The sequence below is a fragment of the Sinomicrobium halophytocola genome, from assembly GCF_052983395.1.
This window is the reverse complement of sequence record NZ_JBRKIT010000034.1, coordinates 94,686-114,890: the sequence shown is the minus strand read 5'-3', so window position 1 is coordinate 114,890 and position 20,205 is coordinate 94,686. Positions and strand designations below refer to the sequence as shown.

Here is a 20,205-nt window from a genome sequence, read left to right as displayed (position 1 = left end):
AGTAATATATAGCTATGTAGATGTATAAAGGTTTGAGCATCGATTGAAATATATTGTATAACCTTCCCAAGTAGGTATGTTGTAAGTCATAGTTTGGGGAAGGCTACAGTTGTCGGTAATTTTGAAAAAAACTTGAGTAACAATTTCGGTTAATGCTCGTCTATAATGATATATGACCTAAAATTTATTTGGAACTATGACGCGGTTAATTCTACTTCTACCATTATTATTTTCGCCTCTTTTGCACGGACAATCTAAGGAAATACAGAATTTAGATTCGTTAATGAAATCAGCAAACGAAATTGGAATTTTTAATGGAAATATAATTGTTTCTGAAAATGGAAAAATTATTTATCATAATGAACTTGGATATACAGATTATACAAAAAGTAAAAAATTAAATCGAGAATCCACGATGCCAATTGGCTCAATAACTAAAGAATTTAATAGCACAGGAATTTTACTTTTAGTAGAAAACGGAGAATTAAAATCAGAAGATAAAGTTTCAGACTATTTAACGTATTTGCCAAATTGGGCTGAAAAAATCCAAATCAAACATTTACTTCAATACACAAGCGGTTTACCAAGAATATTCAAAAACACAGATTCTGAGTACCTCGCTGAATTGAATAATGTGGAAAAATTAGAGTTTGAACCCGGGTCTGGTTACATTTATAGTAATGCAAATGTTTTTCTTCAACAAGAAATTATTAAAAAAATCACTAACCTTTCTTACGAAGATTTTTTAAAAAATAAGTTATTTAAAAAGCTAAAAATAAAAGGTGGTGAAATCCCAAAGGATTCCGTGCTATCTGCAAATATGGCCGGGTCATTCGACAACGATTACAAGGAAACAACTTTTATTCACGGTGGCGGAGAAATGTATTTTTCAATTGGCGATTTGTATAACTGGGTTAGTGGTTTGCACAGCAAAAAAATTATAAAAAACAGTTCACTAAAATTCCTCGCTAAAAGTTTCGACAAGAATTCCCAATCAAGTTTAGGTAATGTAATTTTTGAAAACAATAAAATTATAAAACATTCTCATCAAGGTTCAGGTAATAATTATGAATCCTTTATTTACCACGAGTCAACGAATAACAGAACTATTGTGATGATGACAAATAGTCAAAATTTTAAACTGGGTGCACTTTCAGAAGCAATAATAAACATTTTAAACAACCAAACTTTTGAAGTTCCTAAAAAATCAATTTACCTTGATATTAGAGGAAAATTATTAGATAATTTTCAGGACGGAATTTCATTTTATCAGCACATTAAGTCAAATCAAAAAGAAAAATATGATTTTTCAGACGAAGTTTCAGATTTGATTTATACCGGAAGATATTTAATGCGAAGAGATAGATTCGAAGACGCAATCAAAATTTTTGAGTTAAGCACAACAATTGATTTAAAAAACGTCATTGGAATTTCATATGCCTATTTATTTATTGGTGAATGTTATGAAAAAATGCAAAAACCAGATTTAGCAATTAAATTCTTACAAAAAGCATTAGAATTTGACAAGGAAAATAAAACTGCTAAACAAATGTTGAAACGAATCGAAAGCAAATAACAAACTACCGCCAATGACCACTTACAGCCCATAAAACTTTTAATAATGCATCATCACAAAATCATCTTATCGCAATTTATGCAGGGTAGCGTAAAGTCCCGCAGCCCTTTATTCATGGGCGTTTCCGAAGAAGTTTGAGCATATATTTTAGCTCGCATAAAAAAAGCGTTGCGAATCTTATTGATTTACAACGATTTACATCTGTTTTCCGGTGGACCCAACGATACAAATCTCGAACCAATTTTTGGAGGATTTGGAACTTTTATGTGAGCTTTCAGAGTAAAAACATTTTGGTATTTATTTAAGAATCTAATTTCTAATTTTTTCGGTTGAGATACCTTATTGCCTCTTCCAGTGCAGGATCCTTGTTTTTCAGATAATCGGATAATGTCTTTTTTACCGTGATATCGGGTTGTATTCCGTAACCTACGAACTCTCTGCCATCCGGATAGGTGTCTTTTTTAGTGCAAACCCTGGCCGATCCTCCACCGGGAAGATCAAAAAGTAAAGGTTGTCCTGTACTTCCGAAGGTGGGCTCTCCGATCTTTACCATGTGCTGCTGGTTATCTGCATAGATCAAAAAGTCTTCGGCGGCGGATGCCGTATTGTGCCCGATCAGGAGCACTGTGGGAACAACAATACGTTTTTCCTTCAACTTTACAGTATCGGGTTCATAAGGAAAGTCATGGTAAAAGGCATCGTGATAAGAGAGATATTCCTGTTTTGCCCAGGCATTGTTTACGGTGTCTTTAGCCTCAGTCCATTTCCCCCAGGCTTTGAAAGAGGGGATATGTAACCGGCTTTGTGTTTTGGAGCCGTATAATAACGTATCATTGGTAAGGTATTGAAGTATTTTTGTTCCTATACTGGTACTTCCTCCACCATTATTTCTCAGGTCGATAACCAGTTTTTTGGCCTTGTATAATTCCGGTAATTTTTCGGTGAACAAAGTGTCGATCTTTGCATCGCTGAAAGAGTTCAGGGCTACATAGGCTATATCGTTTTCCAGCCATTTAAAATCTAGTAGTTCGTGTTCTTCAAAGGGAGGATAAACTTCCTTTTCTTCAGTTTTGGTATGGGTTAATCTCAAAGATTTGGAGCTGCCGTCCGGTAACCTGAACTCAAGATGGAATCCCGTGCCTTCGGGCGCCCGAAGCATGAGCCGGATGCTCCAATCCTTTAATATATGTTCCGTAGAAGAAGAAATATAGGGAGCAACATGCTCTTTGATATATTCTTTGGTCTCCATCCCGTTCACCTTCACAATCTCTGTACCAATGGGTAACACCTCCTTTTTACTCGCATTTACCCGAGTGATGATCGCCTTACCGTCTATATTGGACAGGAATATCCGGTATTCTCCAAAGTAGGTGTTAAGCAGAATACTCCCGTAAAGTATTTTCGGAAAATTGACATTGGTGTGGCCATCCTTTAACATGGCGCAGAATTTTTGTAACAAACGGTAATACTCGTAATCATTTTCTGTTTCCTGGACTTCAGTGATGAGTTTTTTATATTCCTCCTCCCACGCTTCCCTGTCGATTTTGTCGAGGTAAACAAAATTGTAGTTAACTTCCTGCCAGAATTTTGACAATCCGTAAATTTTATCTGCTTTAGTTAAGGTGTTTGGTATTTGGGCAAGAAGGAGATTTGTTATAAGAAATAGAAGTATAGAAAATACAGGTTTCATATTTTTTGTTTTCTTTAAAAGATTAAGGAAATCAGTATTTGTTACAGTTTGACCGGTTGTATTATTCCTGTCTGATCCAATTTAAGAAAATTATTGTTTTTTGGACAGGTAAATTTCAGTTGCCCTTTGCATTTTTTATTATAGGATATAAACGGAATGACTCTGTTGGCGTGATTTTCGTTTATGGCTCATCCATATTGTAAACCGCACATAATATGGGAGCATATTTATCAATGATTTCTTTCATCCTGGGAGCGCTTTTAAAATTGTCAGGTTCCCTGTTGATCGCTTGAATTTCATGAGTGAAAGCCTCTAATTGTTTGATACGACACTTGTCCGGTACCGATTTTTTGATCTCTTTGAACTCCTCCCTGCCCGCATAGACCAATAGCTCGTTAAGGATGGTATTGGTTGTTTCGGTCAGGGTGTACTCTTATACTTAGCCAAAACGAATAAATTAAATTTCATTCTAAGTTAAACCATATAGATGAGATAAAAAATATGAAGTTCAATCAACTCAATAACCGTAGGAGTTTCTAAAGAAGTTTGAGCATATATTAGAGCAATAAAAAAAGCCTTAAAAATACTTACGTGATTTTTAAGGCTTTACAATTTTAAGAGGTGGTCCCACATGTACCCCCTTTCGGGCCTGCGAAAACAGCAGAGAAACAAGGGCCGGGCAATAAAAGAATAAAGGAAATGGTGCTGTTGTGGTACAAAAGTATTATTTTGAGGTCCTGTTATGTCGGTTTTCCCGTCTTAAGGACCGGGATGCTATGGTTTGCCGGGAAGAGGTTTCGGGTAAAATGTTAGAAACTGTTTAAATTTGATGTAACATAAACACTGCCGTACCTACCTATATAGTGTTAAACCTGTTTAAAATGATAAAGCATTTTGTTTCCCTGCAATGGAAATCTTTTTTTCGCTCCGCCAGTCTCGGGAAAGATCTGGCGATTCGAATTTTAATGGGTTTTCTTGCCCTTTATTTCATACTTTCTTTTTTAATACTCGGCTTGGGTTTGTATCCCTTGCTTTCCGAACTGTATCCGGGAGAAGAACAGCTGTCCGTAGCCAACCGGCTGGTGATCTATTGGATCTCCGCCGACCTGCTGGCGCGCTTTTTTATACAAACACTTCCCGTTATGGATATCAGGCCCTTGCTTATTTTGCCCGTGCGTAAGGGGAAAGCCATTCACTATCTTTTGCTGAAGAGTCTTTTCTCTCTTTTCAACCTGTTTCCCCTGCTCGTGGTTATTCCGTTTGCGGTTTATTGCGCGGTAAAAGGAAACCACGGCCCGGGGGCCATGCTGGCCTGGAGTGTATGTATGCTGAGCCTGGTGATGGGGGTCAATTACCTCAATTTTCTTTTAAAGAAAAAGTTTGCCGGAGATATCAAGACCCTGCTTCCCTTTGTCCTTGTTGCCATTGTTCTGTCCGTATTGGAGCATTTGCAGGTGTTTGAGATCAGTATCTTCTTCGGGAAGATGCTCGATGTTCTGGTGGCACATCCCTATGTGGTGTGTCTTCCCATCCTGCTTCCGGTCGTTTTGTATAGCTGGAATTATGCCGCTTTGCGCAAACGGTTCTACCTGGATGCCTCGCTGGAAAGCAAAGCGGGACAGGTAAGCACTTCCGATATGGGCTGGGTGCGGAAGTTTGGCGATATCGCCCCCTTCCTGCAACTCGACCTGAAACTCATATGGCGAAACAAACGTCCGAAAAGCACCGTGTGGTTATCCCTGTTCTTCCTGGCTTACGGACTGATCTTTTACACCAATCCCACCTACAGCGATATGCCTGTCTGGTATGTATTCGTCGGGATATTTATTTCCGGGGCTTTTATGATAAACTTCGGACAGTTCATTCCGTCCTGGGACAGTCCCTATTACGGCATGATGATGTCCCAGAACATTCCGTTGAAAAAATACCTCGCTTCCAAGGCGGGGCTCATGGCCTTCAGCGTGGTGGTCTTATACCTGCTCAGCCTGCCTTATGCCTATTTCGGATGGGAGATCATGGTGCTGAATACGGCCTGCGCACTGTATAATATCGGGGTGAATATCCCGGTGCTGCTTTTTGCCGGGGCGTATAACAAAAAACGTGTGGATCTCGAAAAAAGCCCGTTCCTCAATTACCAGGGCACCGGCGCCGCACAGTTTATTGTGATTCTGCCGTTGCTGGTATTCCCTGTGCTGGTATGGTACCTGTGCTATAAGTTTATCTCTTTTGATGCCGCATCTTCGGTTCTTGCGTTGATGGGGATTGCCGGTATTATGGCCAGGGATTTCCTGATGACCACTATAGGGGCGCTGTACAAGAAACGGAAATATGTGGCTATAAACGGCTTTAAAGAAAAAGACAGTTAAGCAGGTAACAAAAAAATATAACATGATAATAGCGAACGATCTTACAAAAACCTATAACGGAACCACAGTGCTCCACATCGAAGAACTTACTGTTCCTTCCGGCCAGAGCCTGGGACTGGTAGGAAACAACGGGGCGGGAAAAACCACGTTTTTCAGCCTTCTGCTCGATCTTATCCGGCCTACCTCCGGGTATATCGTCAATAACGACGTCATGGTAAACAAGAGCGAGGAGTGGAAACCTTTTACTTCGGCCTTTATCGATGAGAGTTTTTTGATCGGGTACCTCACCCCCGAAGAGTATTTTTATTTCACGGGAGAGCTCCGGGGATGGAACCGGGCCGATGTCGATGCTTTCCTGCCGAAATACGAGCCTTTCTTTAACGGGGAGATCCTCAAACGGAATAAATACCTGCGCGACCTCTCCAAAGGCAACCAGAAAAAAGTGGGGATCGTAGCCGCACTGATCGGCAATCCCAAAGTGGTCATACTGGACGAACCCTTTGCCAACCTGGACCCCACAACCCAGATCCGCCTGAAGGAAATAGTACGTGAACTGGCCGAAGATAACGGGGTCACGGTATTGATATCCAGTCACGACCTCATACACGTCACCGAAGTGTGCAAACGTATCGTGGTGTTGGATAAAGGAAAGATAACCAGGGATATGCAGACAACACCGGAAACACTGAGGGAACTGGAAAATATTTTTGCCGGCTGATCACGGCAGCATGTAATAAAAGAGTGCGGTTTTTAACATAGAAACCCCGGGGTAAACGCATTGGTTAGGAGCGCAGCGGTAATTGTACTCCGTAACCTGCAACCTGCAACCTGCAACCTGGAACCTGCAACCTGCAACCTGCAACCTGCAACCTGGAACCCGCAACTTGTAACCTGGAACCTGGAACCTGGAACCTGGAACCTGCAACCTGTAACCCGCAACCCTTAAACGTTGCAATTATAGTTTTTTAATGCATTTGCACCGATAGAAATCCGCATATTTTTACGTAAATCAAAAAAGAAACGTATTTTTACCCTATAAACCCCGTGGGACTGTTCGGTTTAGCCGAAGAGTACAGGGAGCCTCGCGAACTGCCGTTGCCCGGTTTTACAGGAACGGTTGTGATGTTCCCGCATGACAGTATACCCGATCGGAAAAAGTTAAAAAAACAGTATTGAGATTTGAGGCCCGTAATTAATATATCCTGCTTAGCCTGTGTTGTGGCAACCGTATCTTTTTTCGCCGTTACCGGCTGTTCTACCAAAAAAGATGCTTTTCTGAACCGTAATTTTCATGCACTTACGGCCAAATACAATATTTTGTACAACGGAAAGAACGCCCTGAACGAAGGCAGGGAAGGACTCATAACTTCGTATACCGACAATTTCTGGGATGTGCTGCCCGTGGAACGCATGGAAGTGGTCGAGGAAAAAGCGCTTTCCGGCGGGGCGGACAATCCCAGTTTCGAAAAGGCTGAGGAAAAAGCGGCCAAAGCCATACAAAAGCACGGTATGAACATCCGGGGAAGAGAACGCAACCCGCAAATGGATGAGGCCTACCTGTTGCTCGGCATCGGCCGGTACTACGACCAGCGCTTTATTCCCGCTATGGAAGCATTTAATTATGTGCTGGATAAATACCCGGATAGCGATAAATACCGCCAGGCAAGGATATGGAGAGAAAAGACCAACATACGCCTGGAGAGTGAAGAACTTGCCCTGGAAAACCTGAAGGATTTTGTATATGGTACCGAACTGAAAGAACAGGAATATGCCGATGTCAGTGCGGCAATGGCCCAGGCCTATATCAACCTGCAATATAAAGACAGTGCCGTACGCAAACTGAAGATCGCCGCGACCCTCACCAAAAAAAATGACGAAAAAGGAAGGTACAATTATATCATTGGGCAGCTCTATGACGCCCTGGAAGAGAAGGACAGCGCCAACCTGGCTTACGGTAAGGTTATTGCCCTGAAACGGAAGTCGCCGCGGACATATATGATAAACGCGGAACTGCAAAAAATGCGCAATACGGAGATTTCCGATAGTACGGAAAGGAGAGAAAGGCTGGAATTCCTGGACAAGATGGAAAACAACCGCGAAAACCGTCCCTTTCTCGACAAAATATACCACTATATCGCGGACTTTCACAAACAATCCGATTCCATACGGCTGGCCGAAGAATACCTGAATAAGTCCCTGAGGGCCAATGCGGATGACTGGAGGTTAAAAGCGATGTGCTACGAAGAACTGGCCGAAATGAATTTTGACCGGAACGAATATAAAAATGCCGGGGCTTATTACGACAGTACACTGACACAGCTTAAGGATGACCGCCGGAAAATAAGGGTCATACAAAAGAAGCGCGATAACCTGGAAGATGTTATCCGCTACGAAGATATCGTTCATGTAAATGACAGTATACTCCACCTGGTCTCTTTGCCGGAAAGCGAGCGTGTGGCCTATTTTGAAGCGTATATCGAAGAGATACGCGCGGCGGATGAGAAGCGGAAGGAAGAAGAGGAAAGAGCTGCCGAAACCGGGACTTTTAATCCTTTTGAAGAACAGGTAAACACCATAGGGCAGAGCGGTAGCGAAGGCGGAAAATTTTACTTCTATAACCTGATCGCCCTGGGGCAGGGAAAAACCTCGTTCCGGAAGATGTGGGGAGATCGGGAGCTCGGGGATAACTGGAGACTTTCCAACAAAAGTATGATCTCCCGGCAGGATAGCACGGAGGAAACGCCACCGGAGGCGGTAGCCCTGACGCCGGATGAACGGTATAATGTCAATTTTTATACCGACCGCCTGCCGACAGACGAACTGGTGCTGGACAGCCTGAAAACGGAAAGGGATTTTGCCAATTACCAGCTGGGACTTATTTACAAGGAAAAATTCAAGGAATATCCGCTCGCTATCGGAAAGCTTGAGACCGTGCTGGACAGCGATCCGGAAGAAAAACTGGTATTGCCTTCCAAGTACCATCTTTTTCGGCTTTACGAAACAGTAGGGTCCGATAAGGTGGCGGGGGCGAAAGAAGATATTATTAAAAACCACCCCGGTTCGCGGTATGCGGAAATACTGGAAAACCCGGAAGCCATTCTGGCCGGGGAAGCAAATGACCCGGAAACGTACTTCACGTCGCTCTACAAGAAGTTCCGGGAACAACAATATGAAACGGTGGTTGAGGAAACCGAACGCTATATAAAACAACATCCCGGCGAGGAGATCATTCCCCGTATGGAGATGCTCCGGGCCACCGGTCTGGGCAGGCTGTACGGGCTGGACCGTTTTAAAGAAGAACTGAATGCCATTGCCCTTAACTATCCGAATGATGATGTGGGCAAAGAGGCCCAAAGAAAACTCGATGAAGCCGCTGCACTGGGAGGCGATGCCTTTGTGGCGGGAGAGGAAGGACCCGGACGCTGGAAACTCGTTCTTCCGGTCGGTAAGAACAATGTTACGGGAACGAGGGAGCTTATGGAGAACATGGAATATTTTGCCCTGAAATATCCCTATTATAAAAACCTGAGGGTATCCAGGGACGTGTATGACACCGATACCGTATTCGTTGTAGTGCACGGACTACGGAACAGTAAAGACGCGGAGACATACAGGGAATTGGTCAATAATGACAAGGAATGTGTGATTGACACCGAAAATTTCCTTATTTTGAGCCCCGATTACAGAACAGTACAGGTGCACAAGAATGTTGCCGCCTTCAAAAACAAGGAAATACCGCAGGAACCATAAACATAATTTTATAATCATTAAACTTACCCCAAATGTTTTCAGAATCCAAAAAGGGAAAAGTAATTACGGAAACTTTTCCGCAGGCCAACCGTATTGAGAAGAACACCCGGATTAGCGGTGATATTGTTTCCGATGCCGATATCCGTATTGACGGAAAAGTAGAGGGCAATGTAAAGTCTTCAGGACGGATCGTGATTGGAAAAGACGGTTTTATTAACGGTAAGATAGAATGTGTAAATGCCGACATAGAAGGCAAGTTTACCGGTGAATTACTGGTTGCCGAGCAATTGTCGCTGAAGTCCTCGGCCATCATCGAGGGCGATGTGGTTGTGTCCAGACTTTCCGTAGACCCGGGAGCGGCATTCAACGCCAACTGCACGATGAAAGGCACTGATGTGAAGTCCTTCAACAAACCCGTAGCAGAACCGGAAAAAGCAGGTAAAATCGCTTAAATTATCCGTATTGTTCTTTCCGGCCTCCGCGGGCAGTGAGGCAGGAGAGGGCTTTCGTGAAACAAAAGGCCGTGGTTCCGGGATATCTTTTATATTTGCAGGCCGAGAACCCAACCCAGTATGCGGATGAAAAGACATGTGTTTGCCTTTTTGAAATTAATATTACCCCTTACCGCAGTGTTGTGCGGGCTGCAATATGCACTTGTTACTTACGGAATTTCCGGCTATGATTTCCGGCTTTCCACCATAGCTATTTACGCTTTTCACCTTGTGGTGACTTTCCTGATTTATTTGTTTTTACTTTATGTCAGCAGAACAGCGGCCGATAAGACGGGATATGCTTTTATGGGATGTAGTTTGCTGAGAATGATGGCCTCCGTGATTTTTTTGTGGCCTCTTATAGCGCAGGAAGGCCGCTTTATCGGCGATGTCCTGGCTTTCTTTGTTCCGTATTTCATTTTTTTAACGATCGAAGTCCTTTATGTGGTAAAATTCGTTCAGGAGGGTCAGAAATAAAAAATCCGGAAAAATCTTTGTTTATGAACAAGGAATTGTTAATTAAATTTTTACCTTTGCGCCAAAATTTCGAGACCAGGTATTTTTTAGAAATAAAGATATGTCGATAACACGAAAGTCTGTCAAAATTATAGCTTTTTTAACACTGTTGATCTCTTCATCCGTGTATTCCCAGGAACATCCTAAAGATCATTCCGGTGATACTGGGGAAGAAGCTTTCAATCCCACCGAAACTATCATGCACCACATCAGCGATTCGCATGATTTCCACATTGCAGGTAATTTGTCGCTGCCGCTGCCCGTGATCTTATGGACAGATAACGGCCTGGTGACTTTTATGTCAGATGCGTTTCACCATGATGAAACCGGGGATGTGGTTGTGGAGAAAAAAGGGATGAAATTCGTACGCTATCACGATGAGATCTATTATGCCGGGGAGCAAGGCGAACTGGCCTTCGATGAAGAACATCATCCGTTGAATGACAGACCGCTCAATTTTTCCATTACCAAGAATGTATTCACCCTGTTTCTTTCTGCCGCTTTTATGCTGCTTATTTTTATACCTGTAGCCCGGTCGTACAGGAAAAACCAGGGAGCGCCCAAAGGACTGGCTGCATTTATGGAGCCTTTGATCCTTTTTGTGCGAAACGACATAGCCATACCCAATATCGGAAAGAAAAAACACGAAAAGTATATGCCTTATCTGCTTACCGTATTCTTCCTGATATGGCTGGGTAACCTGTTCGGACTTATTCCGTTCTTCCCCTTTTCCGGGACCCTGACCAACGATATCGTGTTTACCGGGGTGCTGGCGGTATTTACCTTTTTGATTACCACATTCAGCGGGAATAAGCATTACTGGGGGCACATTTTTGCGACGCCCGGAGTACCGAAGCCGTTACTGCTTATCATGATACCCGTAGAAGTACTGGGGATGTTTACCAAACCTTTCGCCCTTATGGTGCGTCTTTTTGCCAACATCACCGCGGGACATATCGTGATCCTGAGTTTGTTTTCACTGATATTTATTTTTAAAACCGCTGCGGTAGCGCCCGTGTCCATAGCCTTTGCCTTGTTCATGTTTGTGCTGGAATTGCTGGTAGCGGCATTACAGGCCTATGTGTTTACCCTGCTGTCTGCCCTGTTTATCGGCCAGGCCGTAGAAGATCATCACTAGGAAGCGTTTTTGTTCAGAGTTTTAATTTTTTAATAACTATAAATTTTTAATTATGATTTTAGCTGGAATAGGAGCCGGATTGGCTGCGATTGGTGCAGGGATTGGTATCGGTAAGATCGGTGGATCTGCGATGGATGCTATTGCACGTCAGCCCGAAGCGGCTTCAAAAATTCAGACTGCGATGATTATTGCAGCAGCCCTTATCGAAGGTGTTGCACTGTTTGCAGTGGTTGTAGCGCTTATCGCATAATAATCTGAAAGAAAACACACTCCGTAACGGTTGGTTACGGGGTGGTTTTTGTTTATTTGTAAGGAAAGGACTTAAAATATCTATAAAAAATGAATGTTACGCATCCTGAAAGTTTGATATTTTGGACGGTACTGGTATTTGTTATCCTGCTGGTATTATTGCGAAAATATGCATGGAAACCTATACTCGGTGCAGTAAAAGGCAGGGAAACGTCTATCAACGATGCCCTTGCGGCAGCCGAAGAGGCCCGAAAGGAAATGCAAAACCTCAAGGCCGATAACGAGCGTATCCTCAAAGAAGCCCGTGCGGAAAGAGATACCCTGTTGAAAGAGGCCCGTGAGATGAAGGAAAAGATCTTAGCCGACGCCAAAGAGGAAGCCCAGGAGCAGGGGAACAAGATCATTGCCCAGGCCAAAGCGGCTATCGAAGGAGAGAAAAAGGCGGCCCTGGCCGAACTGAAAAACCAGGTAGCAAGCCTATCCGTAGAGATTGCCGAAAAAGTGGTAAAACAAGAGTTTTCCGATAAAGACAAGCAACTGGAGCTGGTAGAGAACATGCTCGGAGAAGTAGGGACTACTTTAAACTAAAACGATCATGGCAGGAACAAGAGCAGCTATACGTTATGCGAAGGCCGTCCTGGCCCTGGCGCACGAACAGGATGCCGTAGCGGCCGTATATGAAGATATGGGCCTGGTGAAAAATACGGTTGCCCAAAGCAGGGACCTGCAACTGGTGCTTAAAAGCCCCGTTGTGAAGTCCGAAGTTAAAAAAGCGGCATTACAGGAAATATTCGCTTCCGTAAACAAGATATCTGCAGACCTTATCAGGGTGCTTGCCGAAAATAACCGGATAGCACTGTTGGGCGAAATAGCCCGCCAGTATGTTGCCCTTTACGATGAAAGCCACGGAAAACAACTTGCCGTAGTTACCACGGCTGTACCGTTGACCGACAGGCTGAAGGCGAGCGTGCTGCAAAAAGTAAAAGAGCTCACCGGAAAAGACGCGATACTGAATAACGTAGTGGATGACAGCATTATAGGCGGTTTTATTCTGCGTATGGGCGATTTGCAGTACAATGCCAGCATAGCGCACAGGTTCAGTGATTTGAAGAGAAAGTTTTCCTATAATTAATTAAGTATATAGTACAAATAAAAAATGAGGCTGGATACCCTGCTTACCGGCAGGCCCGATGTCCGGTCACTAAACACCAAGATTAAAGATGGCAGAAGTTAATCCGGCTGAAGTATCAGCAATATTGAAGAAGCAGTTATCCGGGTTTGAAGCAGGAGCTTCCCTGGACGAAGTGGGGACAGTCCTGCAGGTTGGAGACGGTATCGCAAGGGTATACGGACTTTCCAATGCCCAGTACGGGGAATTGGTGGAGTTTGAGTCCGGCCTGGAAGGTATTGTACTTAACCTGGAAGAGGATAATGTAGGGGTAGTATTGTTAGGTCCTTCTAAAGAAATTAAAGAGGGGGCAACCGTAAAACGTACCCAGCGGATCGCTTCCATAAAAGTTGGAGAAGGTATCGTAGGACGTGTAGTGAATACCCTGGGTAACCCTATCGACGGAAAAGGAAGCATTGAAGGAGAGTTATATGAAATGCCCCTGGAGCGCAAAGCCCCCGGAGTAATCTTCCGCCAGCCGGTAAACGAACCGTTGCAAACAGGTATCAAAGCGGTAGACGCCATGATCCCTGTAGGCCGGGGACAGCGGGAACTGGTGATCGGTGACCGTCAGACCGGGAAAACTACGGTTTGTATCGATACCATCCTGAACCAGAAAGAATTTTATGATGCGGGTGTGCCCGTATATTGTATATATGTGGCTATAGGGCAAAAAGCTTCTACAGTCGCAGCCATTGCCAAAACACTGGAAGACAAAGGAGCGCTGGCTTATACGACCATTGTTGCCGCAAACGCTTCCGATCCTGCGCCTATGCAGGTGTATGCACCGTTTGCAGGAGCCGCGATAGGAGAGTACTTCCGGGATACCGGAAGACCCGCACTGATCATTTTTGATGATTTGTCCAAACAGGCGGTGGCCTATCGTGAAGTATCCCTGTTGTTGCGTCGTCCGCCGGGACGTGAGGCGTATCCCGGGGACGTGTTCTACCTGCACTCCAGGTTGCTGGAGCGTGCTGCAAAAGTTATCGCCGATGATCATATTGCAAAGGGAATGAACGACCTTCCGGATGTGTTGAAACCAATAGTAAAAGGAGGAGGTTCTCTTACCGCCCTTCCGATTATCGAAACCCAGGCAGGTGACGTTTCTGCGTATATCCCGACCAACGTGATATCCATTACGGACGGACAGATATTCCTGGAATCCGACCTGTTCAACTCCGGGGTTCGCCCGGCGATCAACGTGGGGATCTCGGTATCGCGTGTGGGAGGTTCGGCCCAGATCAAATCCATGAAAAAAGTGGCCGGTACGCTGAAACTCGACCAGGCCCAGTTCCGTGAACTGGAAGCCTTTGCCAAGTTCGGTTCCGACCTGGATACGGCTACCCTCAACGTTATTGAGAAAGGTAGACGTAACGTGGAAATACTGAAACAGGCGCAAAACGATCCTTACACTGTGGAAGACCAGGTAGCGATTATCTATGCGGGTTCCAAGAACCTGTTGCGAAACGTGCCTGTCGGAAAAGTAAAAGAATTCGAAAAAGATTACCTGGAATACCTGAATGCCAAACACAGAGACATCCTGGACCTGTTGAAGCAAGGTAAACTTACCGATGAGGTTACGGATACATTGAGCTCGGTGGCTAAAGAACTTTCGGGAAAATATAACTAATATGCCCATGTGATAATTTGATCATGCGGTATTATTGACACCTTATCAAATCGGCTAATTAAACAAAATGGCAAACTTAAAAGAAATACGCGGAAGAATAGTGTCGGTATCCTCAACGATGCAGATCACCAGTGCCATGAAAATGGTATCTGCTGCAAAGTTGAAAAAAGCACAGGATGCCATCACCGTTATGCGGCCGTATGCCGAGAAACTCACCGAATTGTTGCAGGGACTGAGTACGACACTGGAAGGTGACTCCGGTAGTCCTTATGCCGAACAACGGGAGGTGAATAAAGTACTCGCCGTAGCCATAACATCCAACCGTGGGCTTTGCGGAGCTTTTAATACCAATGTGATTAAGGAAGGGAAGCAGGTTGTTGCAGGAACGTATAGTGACAAACAGGTGGATTTTGTGACTATCGGTAAAAAAGGAGACGATGTACTTCGTAAATCCTACACCGTTATAGAAAACCACAACGGGGTTTACGATGACCTGACCTTTGATAATGTTTCGGAGATAGCCGAACGCCTGATGGCTATGTATGTGAACGGATCTTACGACAAGATCGTATTGCTGTATAACCACTTTAAGAATGCCGCCACCCAGGTTGTAAGGACAGAACAGTTTTTGCCCATAGTTCCCGTGGAAGGAGAGAAGGAACTGGCTTCCGATTATATTTTTGAGCCTTCCAAGGAAGAGATCGTGGAGACCCTGATCCCCAAGTCGCTCAAGACACAATTGTACAAAGCCATCCGCGATTCGTTTGCTTCCGAGCACGGTGCGCGTATGACGGCAATGCACAAAGCAACGGATAACGCAAAAGAACTGAGAGACCAGTTGAAGCTGACCTATAACAAGGCACGCCAGGCTGCCATTACCAACGAGATCCTGGAGATCGTAGGTGGTGCGGAGGCGCTGAACGGTTAGGTTCCGTGGTATAAATTACCGGACCGGTGGGTTCGGAGTTTTTCAGAAAGATCGATTTTTTTCAGATATGGTAAAAACCCGTGAGATAGTATCCTGCGGGTTTTTTTAATGCCCGGATGGATGCACTGAGTGAGCTTTGAAATGCTCCGCCGGGATAGTAGACGGTGTTCTGTGAAAATGGCATCATATTTGAAAACAGTATATTTACATACTGAACTCGTTTAAACTTTTTTGATTGAAGCGAAAAATAGAGATTTTTGTTCCAAATTTTGGCTTTTTTGCTCCCGATAATTATCGGGAGCATAGCAGAGCTACGGAGTAATAAAGTTCATTTAGTGAAGTTTATACCGGATATAGATTCGGGACAGATGATTAAACCTATAAGTCTATGAGAAGCGTTATACATATCATTGCAGGTATTTTCGTGATTTCTGCTTTTGCACAATGTGGCAATGCAAAGAAAACATTGTCTGCCCGGCCCGAAGCTTTGCAGCTGGGGGATGTTGTGTCGGAACCCTGGCGGACGGAGGGAAGCGCTGCTGCCGGGACAAACTTGTTTATTCCCGTTATTTCGGGGAGTGATATATTTCTGGACAGTGTATATTACCGGGGCAGGAGAGCAAAACTTGAAAAAGTTCAGCGGGGCAACTACCTGGTTTATATCGGCAGATTTGAAAACAGGCCAAAACCGGATATTGTTATGCATGCCGATCCCCGGAAAGAGGTAGGTAACCGTCCCCCGGAATTCCGGAAACCCCTGCCGTTTGAACTGGAAGAAGACGAAGCCGTGGTCAGTTTTAAGGAAAGAGATGTCGTAAAATATTTCAGGATAGCCCGCGTAAAAGAAGGAGCTCCCGTGGTAAATCCCCGAAAGGAATAATCTTAAAGTGGTTTCCGGTACTCGGAAAGTCGGGTCAGCGCCCCGGTTCCCCGTTGCTGAGCGAAGCCGATTCCCGGTTGCTGAGCTTGCCGAAGCACAGTTAGGGATTTTCAGTACTTTTCCATACTTTTATCACCCAGAAATCCGGTGAACTGTTGGGTGCACTTAAAAAACTTTTTAAGCATACATTTATTTACGGACTGGCAACGGTTTTGCCCAGGATGCTCAACTTTATCCTGGTGCCGCTCTACACCGATATTTTGCCCAAGGAAGAATACGGCGAACTCAACATTGTTTATTCCTGGATAGCCCTGTTTAATGTGATTCTGGCTTACGGTATGGAAACCGCCTTTTTCCGCTTTTTCAATGCGGAAGAGAATAGCGCAAAGGTGGTGAGCACATCATTTTCTTCCATTGTATTTACGACGTTATTGTTCCTTCTTACCGCGCTTTCCATGCGGGGATTGCTGGCAGAATGGGCCGATATAGATACGGAATATATCGTATATACCATTTGGATACTGGCGTTGGACGCGTTTGCCATTATACCTTTTGCGAGGCTGAGGGCCATGCAGAAACCGCTGGTATATACTTATATCAAAATAGGCAATGTAGCCGTTAACCTCGGGCTTAATGTTTTCTTTCTGGTGCTTCTTCCCGCACTTGCATCGGGAGATGAGAAAAATATGTGGGATTACCTGTATGTGGAAGACTTCCAGATCGCTTATATCTTTATTTCCAACCTGGTGGCCAGTGCCCTGACCTTCCTTGTCCTGGTCCCCGGATTCCGGAATATAAAATGGCATTTTGACAAGGTGCTGTGGAAACGGATGATGCATTATGCCTGGCCGGTGCTCATAGCCGGCCTGGCGTATACCGTGAACGAGGTTTTCGACCGCCTGTTGCTGGATTACCTGCTGCCCGAAGATATAGCCAAAGGAGAGGTAGGGGTGTATACGGCCTGTTACAAGATAGCTACATTTATGACCCTCTACGCCACAGCTTTCCGGCTTGGCGTGGAACCCTTTTTCTTCAGTTACGCAAAAAATAAGAATGCCCCCGAAACATATGCGCTGATTACACAGTATTTTGTCATTTTCGGCGCCTGTATATTATTGGGGGTGATGGTGTATATTGATATTCTGAAAGTATTGCTTATCCGCAATGAGACCTATTGGGAAGCACTGGGCATCGTGCCTATGGTTATCCTGGCCAACCTGTGCCTCGGTATTTATCACAACCTGTCCGTCTGGTATAAAGTGACCGATAAAACACGTTATGGGGCGTATATATCCGTTATCGGGGCGGTGATTACACTGGCGCTCAACTTTATTCTTATCCCGTTAATAGGTTACAATGGCTCGGCTATAACTACCCTTGCAGCTTATGGGAGTATGATGGTCCTTTCTTATGTCGTGGGACAAAAGCATTATCCCGTGCCATACAATGTGAAGAAAATAAGCGTTTACCTGTTTGTTTCCGTTTTTTTCTCCTTCCTTTCTTTTTATGTATTTGATAGCGATATTGTTGTAGGAAGCGGGCTACTTTTAGTATTTTTGGCACTGGTGTTCTACCAGGAAAGAAGAGAATTGAAAAAAATATTCCTGCAAAGGTACCGTTCCTGATAGTGTAACGGAAGGAAAAACAGGAAGTGTATAATAATGCGAATTAAGAGTTAAAAAGGGATATTGGAAATTAGCTGTATATCAATGCTTAAATTCTGAAAAATACATTTGATCCATCTTAACGCTTTGATTTTAGTACATGACAAAATTAGATTTTCGCACTATTTGTCGGAAAATCAATTTTACCCTAACCCTAAAGGGAATCTGATTTTCCTCGATTTCTCCCTTTAGGGATGGGGTTGAAAATCAAGGAAAATCCTGCGGAATTGAATTTTGTCATGTACTAAGCTCTTTGATAATAAAGAAAAATAGAAATACAACCCTTAATTCGCATTAATAATAAACCCATAACCGGAGAGGTGCAGCAGGATTTTCTTTGGATCGTCTCCCCGGGGTAAAAAACATAAAAACATGACAGTAAAAATAATTAACAGGTCCAAACATGCGTTACCAAACTATGAAACTCTGGCCTCGGCCGGAATGGACCTCAGGGCAGACCTCGGAGAACCGGTATTGCTGAAACCCCTGCAAAGGGCTTTGGTAAAGACCGGGCTGTTTATAGAATTACCCGTAGGGTTCGAAGCGCAGGTCCGCCCTCGAAGTGGGCTGGCTGCCAAAAAAGGAGTTACCGTACTTAATGCCCCGGGTACCGTAGATGCGGATTATCGCGGAGAAATAGGGGTTATCCTGGTTAACCTTTCCGATACGGATTTTGTAGTGGAGGACGGGGAGCGAATTGCACAGCTGGTCATAGCCAGGCATGAAAGGGCCGAGTGGGAAGAAGTGGAAACCTTATCAGAAACCGTACGGGGTGAAGGCGGATTCGGAAGTACGGGAGTAAAGTAAACGGATGGTCTTTGTTCGGTGATCCGGCCCGGCCGGATGCCTGAAGAGAAAACATAATACGAACGAATGCTATAATATGAATATGTTTGGTACATGACAAAAATCGAGTTTCAGTAATTCCTTGATTTGTTACCCCAGCCCTAAAGGGAGCAAATCGAGGAAAATCAGGCTCCCTTTAGGGCTGGGGAAAAACTGATTTTCCGGTTAAATTATGCAAAAACAATTTTTGTCATGTATTAAAATGAATACGGGGAAAAGTATGCCGTTACCCTCTGAAGGAGGAACTGCGGAAATACGGTTCCCGGTATGAAAAACACAACACACATGAAAATAATAGTACCCATGGCAGGCCGGGGTTCCCGGCTTCGCCCGCACACGCTTACGGTGCCGAAGCCGCTGATTCCCATTGCGGGAAAACCTATTGTACAACGACTGGTTGAGGATATCGCCGGAGTGCTGAAACAAGAGGTCGAAGAAGTGGCTTTTATTATTAAAGATGACTTTGGCCGGGAAATAGAAAACACCCTGATTGCCATTGCGGAGAACCTGGGGGCAAAAGGGACCATTTATTACCAGGACAAACCCCTGGGAACGGGCCATGCGATCATGTGTGCGGCCGATTCGCTTTCCGGTCCTTGTGTGATCGCCTATGCCGATACGCTCTTCAAGGCCGATTTTTCCCTCGATGAAAGTGCGGACAGTGTAATATGGGTAAAACAGGTAGAAAATCCGGAAGCCTACGGAGTCGTGGAACTCAATGATGAGCGGGAGATCGCCGGTCTCGTTGAAAAGCCTGCCGTATTTATTTCCGATCTCGCCGTAATAGGTATTTACTATTTCAAAGATGCAGCTGTGCTGAAAGCAGAACTGCAGCGCGTACTGGATGAGAATATCATCCACGGCGGGGAATACCAGATAAATGACGGTATCAAAGGCATGATGGAAAAAGGCATGAAATTTGTTCCCGGAAAAGTGGACGAATGGATGGACTGCGGTAACAAACAGGTCACTCTGGAGACCAACAGCAGGATGCTTGGTTTTCTGGAGGAGGAAGGAAAAAAACTGGTGTCCGATACGGTGGATATGGAAAACTCGGAGATCATTCCGCCCTGTTATATCGGAGAGCATGTGGTGCTTAAAAATGCCAGGATAGGCCCGTATGTCTCTCTCGGAGATGGTTGTTTCGTAGAAAATACGGCAATTAAAAACAGCTTGGTACAAACCAGGGCCATCCTCAAAAATGCAAACCTGGACAATGCCATGATCGGCAACCACGCAAAATTTGACGGTTCATTCACCAGTGTGAGCATAGGGGATTATTCCGTATTGGAATAAATAAGTGCCGGGGCGCT

At 44.4% G+C, this 20,205-nt stretch carries 18 protein-coding genes; 17 read left to right on the top strand and 1 reads right to left on the bottom strand.

Annotation, left to right across the window (positions count from 1 at the left end; translation table 11 throughout):
- The first annotated feature begins 283 nt into the window (after positions 1–283).
- Complete coding sequence (locus tag ACVBDY_RS14005; RefSeq protein WP_447176087.1) at positions 284–1,576, top strand: serine hydrolase; 1,293 nt, start codon at positions 284–286, stop codon at positions 1,574–1,576.
- A 316-nt stretch (positions 1,577–1,892) separates the two neighbouring features.
- Here ACVBDY_RS14005 and ACVBDY_RS14000 read toward each other — a convergent pair whose 3' ends face one another.
- Positions 1,893–3,170 carry a S41 family peptidase gene (locus ACVBDY_RS14000; protein ID WP_447176086.1) on the bottom strand — a complete coding sequence of 426 codons (1,278 nt, stop codon included), beginning with the start codon at positions 3,168–3,170 and terminating at the stop codon, positions 1,893–1,895.
- Positions 3,171–4,147: 977 nt separating this feature from the next.
- Here ACVBDY_RS14000 and ACVBDY_RS13995 point away from each other — a divergent pair.
- From ACVBDY_RS13995 to ACVBDY_RS13920, 16 genes are all read left to right on the top strand, one after another.
- On the top strand, positions 4,148–5,632 hold the full coding sequence (locus ACVBDY_RS13995; RefSeq protein WP_447176085.1) for a DUF5687 family protein: 1,485 nt from the start codon (positions 4,148–4,150) through the stop codon (positions 5,630–5,632).
- Between the two features lie 22 nt (positions 5,633–5,654).
- On the top strand, positions 5,655–6,350 hold the full coding sequence (locus ACVBDY_RS13990) for an ABC transporter ATP-binding protein (RefSeq protein ID WP_447176084.1): 696 nt from the start codon (positions 5,655–5,657) through the stop codon (positions 6,348–6,350).
- Positions 6,351–6,410: 60 nt separating this feature from the next.
- Positions 6,411–6,578, top strand: a complete 168-nt coding sequence (locus ACVBDY_RS13985) for a hypothetical protein (protein WP_447176083.1) — start codon at positions 6,411–6,413, stop codon at positions 6,576–6,578.
- Between the two features lie 272 nt (positions 6,579–6,850).
- On the top strand, positions 6,851–9,382 hold the full coding sequence (gene porW / locus ACVBDY_RS13980) for a type IX secretion system periplasmic lipoprotein PorW/SprE (protein ID WP_447176082.1): 2,532 nt from the start codon (positions 6,851–6,853) through the stop codon (positions 9,380–9,382).
- Between the two features lie 32 nt (positions 9,383–9,414).
- A complete protein-coding gene (locus ACVBDY_RS13975) occupies positions 9,415–9,834 on the top strand; it encodes a bactofilin family protein (protein ID WP_447176081.1) in 420 nt (139 codons plus the stop codon).
- Between the two features lie 126 nt (positions 9,835–9,960).
- Complete coding sequence (locus ACVBDY_RS13970; RefSeq protein ID WP_447176080.1) at positions 9,961–10,350, top strand: hypothetical protein; 390 nt, start codon at positions 9,961–9,963, stop codon at positions 10,348–10,350.
- 100 nt (positions 10,351–10,450) lie between these two features.
- Positions 10,451–11,527 carry a F0F1 ATP synthase subunit A gene (atpB, locus tag ACVBDY_RS13965; protein ID WP_447176079.1) on the top strand — a complete coding sequence of 359 codons (1,077 nt, stop codon included), beginning with the start codon at positions 10,451–10,453 and terminating at the stop codon, positions 11,525–11,527.
- Between the two features lie 52 nt (positions 11,528–11,579).
- The gene (gene atpE, locus ACVBDY_RS13960; RefSeq protein ID WP_447176078.1) at positions 11,580–11,777 is read left to right on the top strand and encodes an ATP synthase F0 subunit C; all 198 of its coding nucleotides are present in this window, start codon (positions 11,580–11,582) and stop codon (positions 11,775–11,777) included.
- A gap of 89 nt (positions 11,778–11,866) precedes the next feature.
- Positions 11,867–12,364 carry a F0F1 ATP synthase subunit B gene (locus ACVBDY_RS13955; RefSeq protein WP_447176077.1) on the top strand — a complete coding sequence of 166 codons (498 nt, stop codon included), beginning with the start codon at positions 11,867–11,869 and terminating at the stop codon, positions 12,362–12,364.
- A gap of 7 nt (positions 12,365–12,371) precedes the next feature.
- Positions 12,372–12,908 (top strand): ATP synthase F1 subunit delta, encoded by a 537-nt coding sequence (atpH, locus tag ACVBDY_RS13950; RefSeq protein WP_447176076.1) that lies wholly within the window; start codon positions 12,372–12,374, stop codon positions 12,906–12,908.
- Positions 12,909–12,996: 88 nt separating this feature from the next.
- Positions 12,997–14,574 (top strand): F0F1 ATP synthase subunit alpha, encoded by a 1,578-nt coding sequence (gene atpA, locus ACVBDY_RS13945; RefSeq protein ID WP_447176075.1) that lies wholly within the window; start codon positions 12,997–12,999, stop codon positions 14,572–14,574.
- 67 nt (positions 14,575–14,641) lie between these two features.
- The gene (gene atpG, locus ACVBDY_RS13940) at positions 14,642–15,502 is read left to right on the top strand and encodes an ATP synthase F1 subunit gamma (protein WP_447176074.1); all 861 of its coding nucleotides are present in this window, start codon (positions 14,642–14,644) and stop codon (positions 15,500–15,502) included.
- Between the two features lie 388 nt (positions 15,503–15,890).
- Positions 15,891–16,382, top strand: coding sequence for a hypothetical protein (locus ACVBDY_RS13935; RefSeq protein WP_447176073.1), 492 nt, complete (start codon positions 15,891–15,893; stop codon positions 16,380–16,382).
- Between the two features lie 155 nt (positions 16,383–16,537).
- Positions 16,538–18,007, top strand: coding sequence for a lipopolysaccharide biosynthesis protein (locus tag ACVBDY_RS13930; protein ID WP_447176072.1), 1,470 nt, complete (start codon positions 16,538–16,540; stop codon positions 18,005–18,007).
- A gap of 411 nt (positions 18,008–18,418) precedes the next feature.
- Complete coding sequence (gene dut / locus ACVBDY_RS13925) at positions 18,419–18,853, top strand: dUTP diphosphatase (RefSeq protein ID WP_447176071.1); 435 nt, start codon at positions 18,419–18,421, stop codon at positions 18,851–18,853.
- 324 nt (positions 18,854–19,177) lie between these two features.
- Positions 19,178–20,188 (top strand): sugar nucleotidyltransferase, encoded by a 1,011-nt coding sequence (locus tag ACVBDY_RS13920; RefSeq protein ID WP_447176070.1) that lies wholly within the window; start codon positions 19,178–19,180, stop codon positions 20,186–20,188.
- Positions 20,189–20,205 lie beyond the last annotated feature (17 nt).

Excerpts from the sequence above, each read along its gene's own strand:
- ACVBDY_RS14005 (WP_447176087.1), top strand. The coding sequence starts at position 284 with ATGAAATCAGCAAACGAAATTGGAATTTTTAATGGAAATATAATTGTT.
- ACVBDY_RS13995 (WP_447176085.1), top strand. The coding sequence starts at position 4,148 with ATGATAAAGCATTTTGTTTCCCTGCAATGGAAATCTTTTTTTCGCTCC.
- ACVBDY_RS13990 (WP_447176084.1), top strand. The coding sequence starts at position 5,655 with ATGATAATAGCGAACGATCTTACAAAAACCTATAACGGAACCACAGTG.
- ACVBDY_RS13975 (WP_447176081.1), top strand. The coding sequence starts at position 9,415 with ATGTTTTCAGAATCCAAAAAGGGAAAAGTAATTACGGAAACTTTTCCG.
- ACVBDY_RS13970 (WP_447176080.1), top strand. The coding sequence starts at position 9,961 with ATGAAAAGACATGTGTTTGCCTTTTTGAAATTAATATTACCCCTTACC.
- atpB (WP_447176079.1), top strand. The coding sequence starts at position 10,451 with ATGTCGATAACACGAAAGTCTGTCAAAATTATAGCTTTTTTAACACTG.
- atpE (WP_447176078.1), top strand. The coding sequence starts at position 11,580 with ATGATTTTAGCTGGAATAGGAGCCGGATTGGCTGCGATTGGTGCAGGG.
- ACVBDY_RS13955 (WP_447176077.1), top strand. The coding sequence starts at position 11,867 with ATGAATGTTACGCATCCTGAAAGTTTGATATTTTGGACGGTACTGGTA.
- atpH (WP_447176076.1), top strand. The coding sequence starts at position 12,372 with ATGGCAGGAACAAGAGCAGCTATACGTTATGCGAAGGCCGTCCTGGCC.
- atpA (WP_447176075.1), top strand. The coding sequence starts at position 12,997 with ATGGCAGAAGTTAATCCGGCTGAAGTATCAGCAATATTGAAGAAGCAG.
- atpG (WP_447176074.1), top strand. The coding sequence starts at position 14,642 with ATGGCAAACTTAAAAGAAATACGCGGAAGAATAGTGTCGGTATCCTCA.
- ACVBDY_RS13935 (WP_447176073.1), top strand. The coding sequence starts at position 15,891 with ATGAGAAGCGTTATACATATCATTGCAGGTATTTTCGTGATTTCTGCT.
- dut (WP_447176071.1), top strand. The coding sequence starts at position 18,419 with ATGACAGTAAAAATAATTAACAGGTCCAAACATGCGTTACCAAACTAT.
- ACVBDY_RS13920 (WP_447176070.1), top strand. The coding sequence starts at position 19,178 with ATGAAAATAATAGTACCCATGGCAGGCCGGGGTTCCCGGCTTCGCCCG.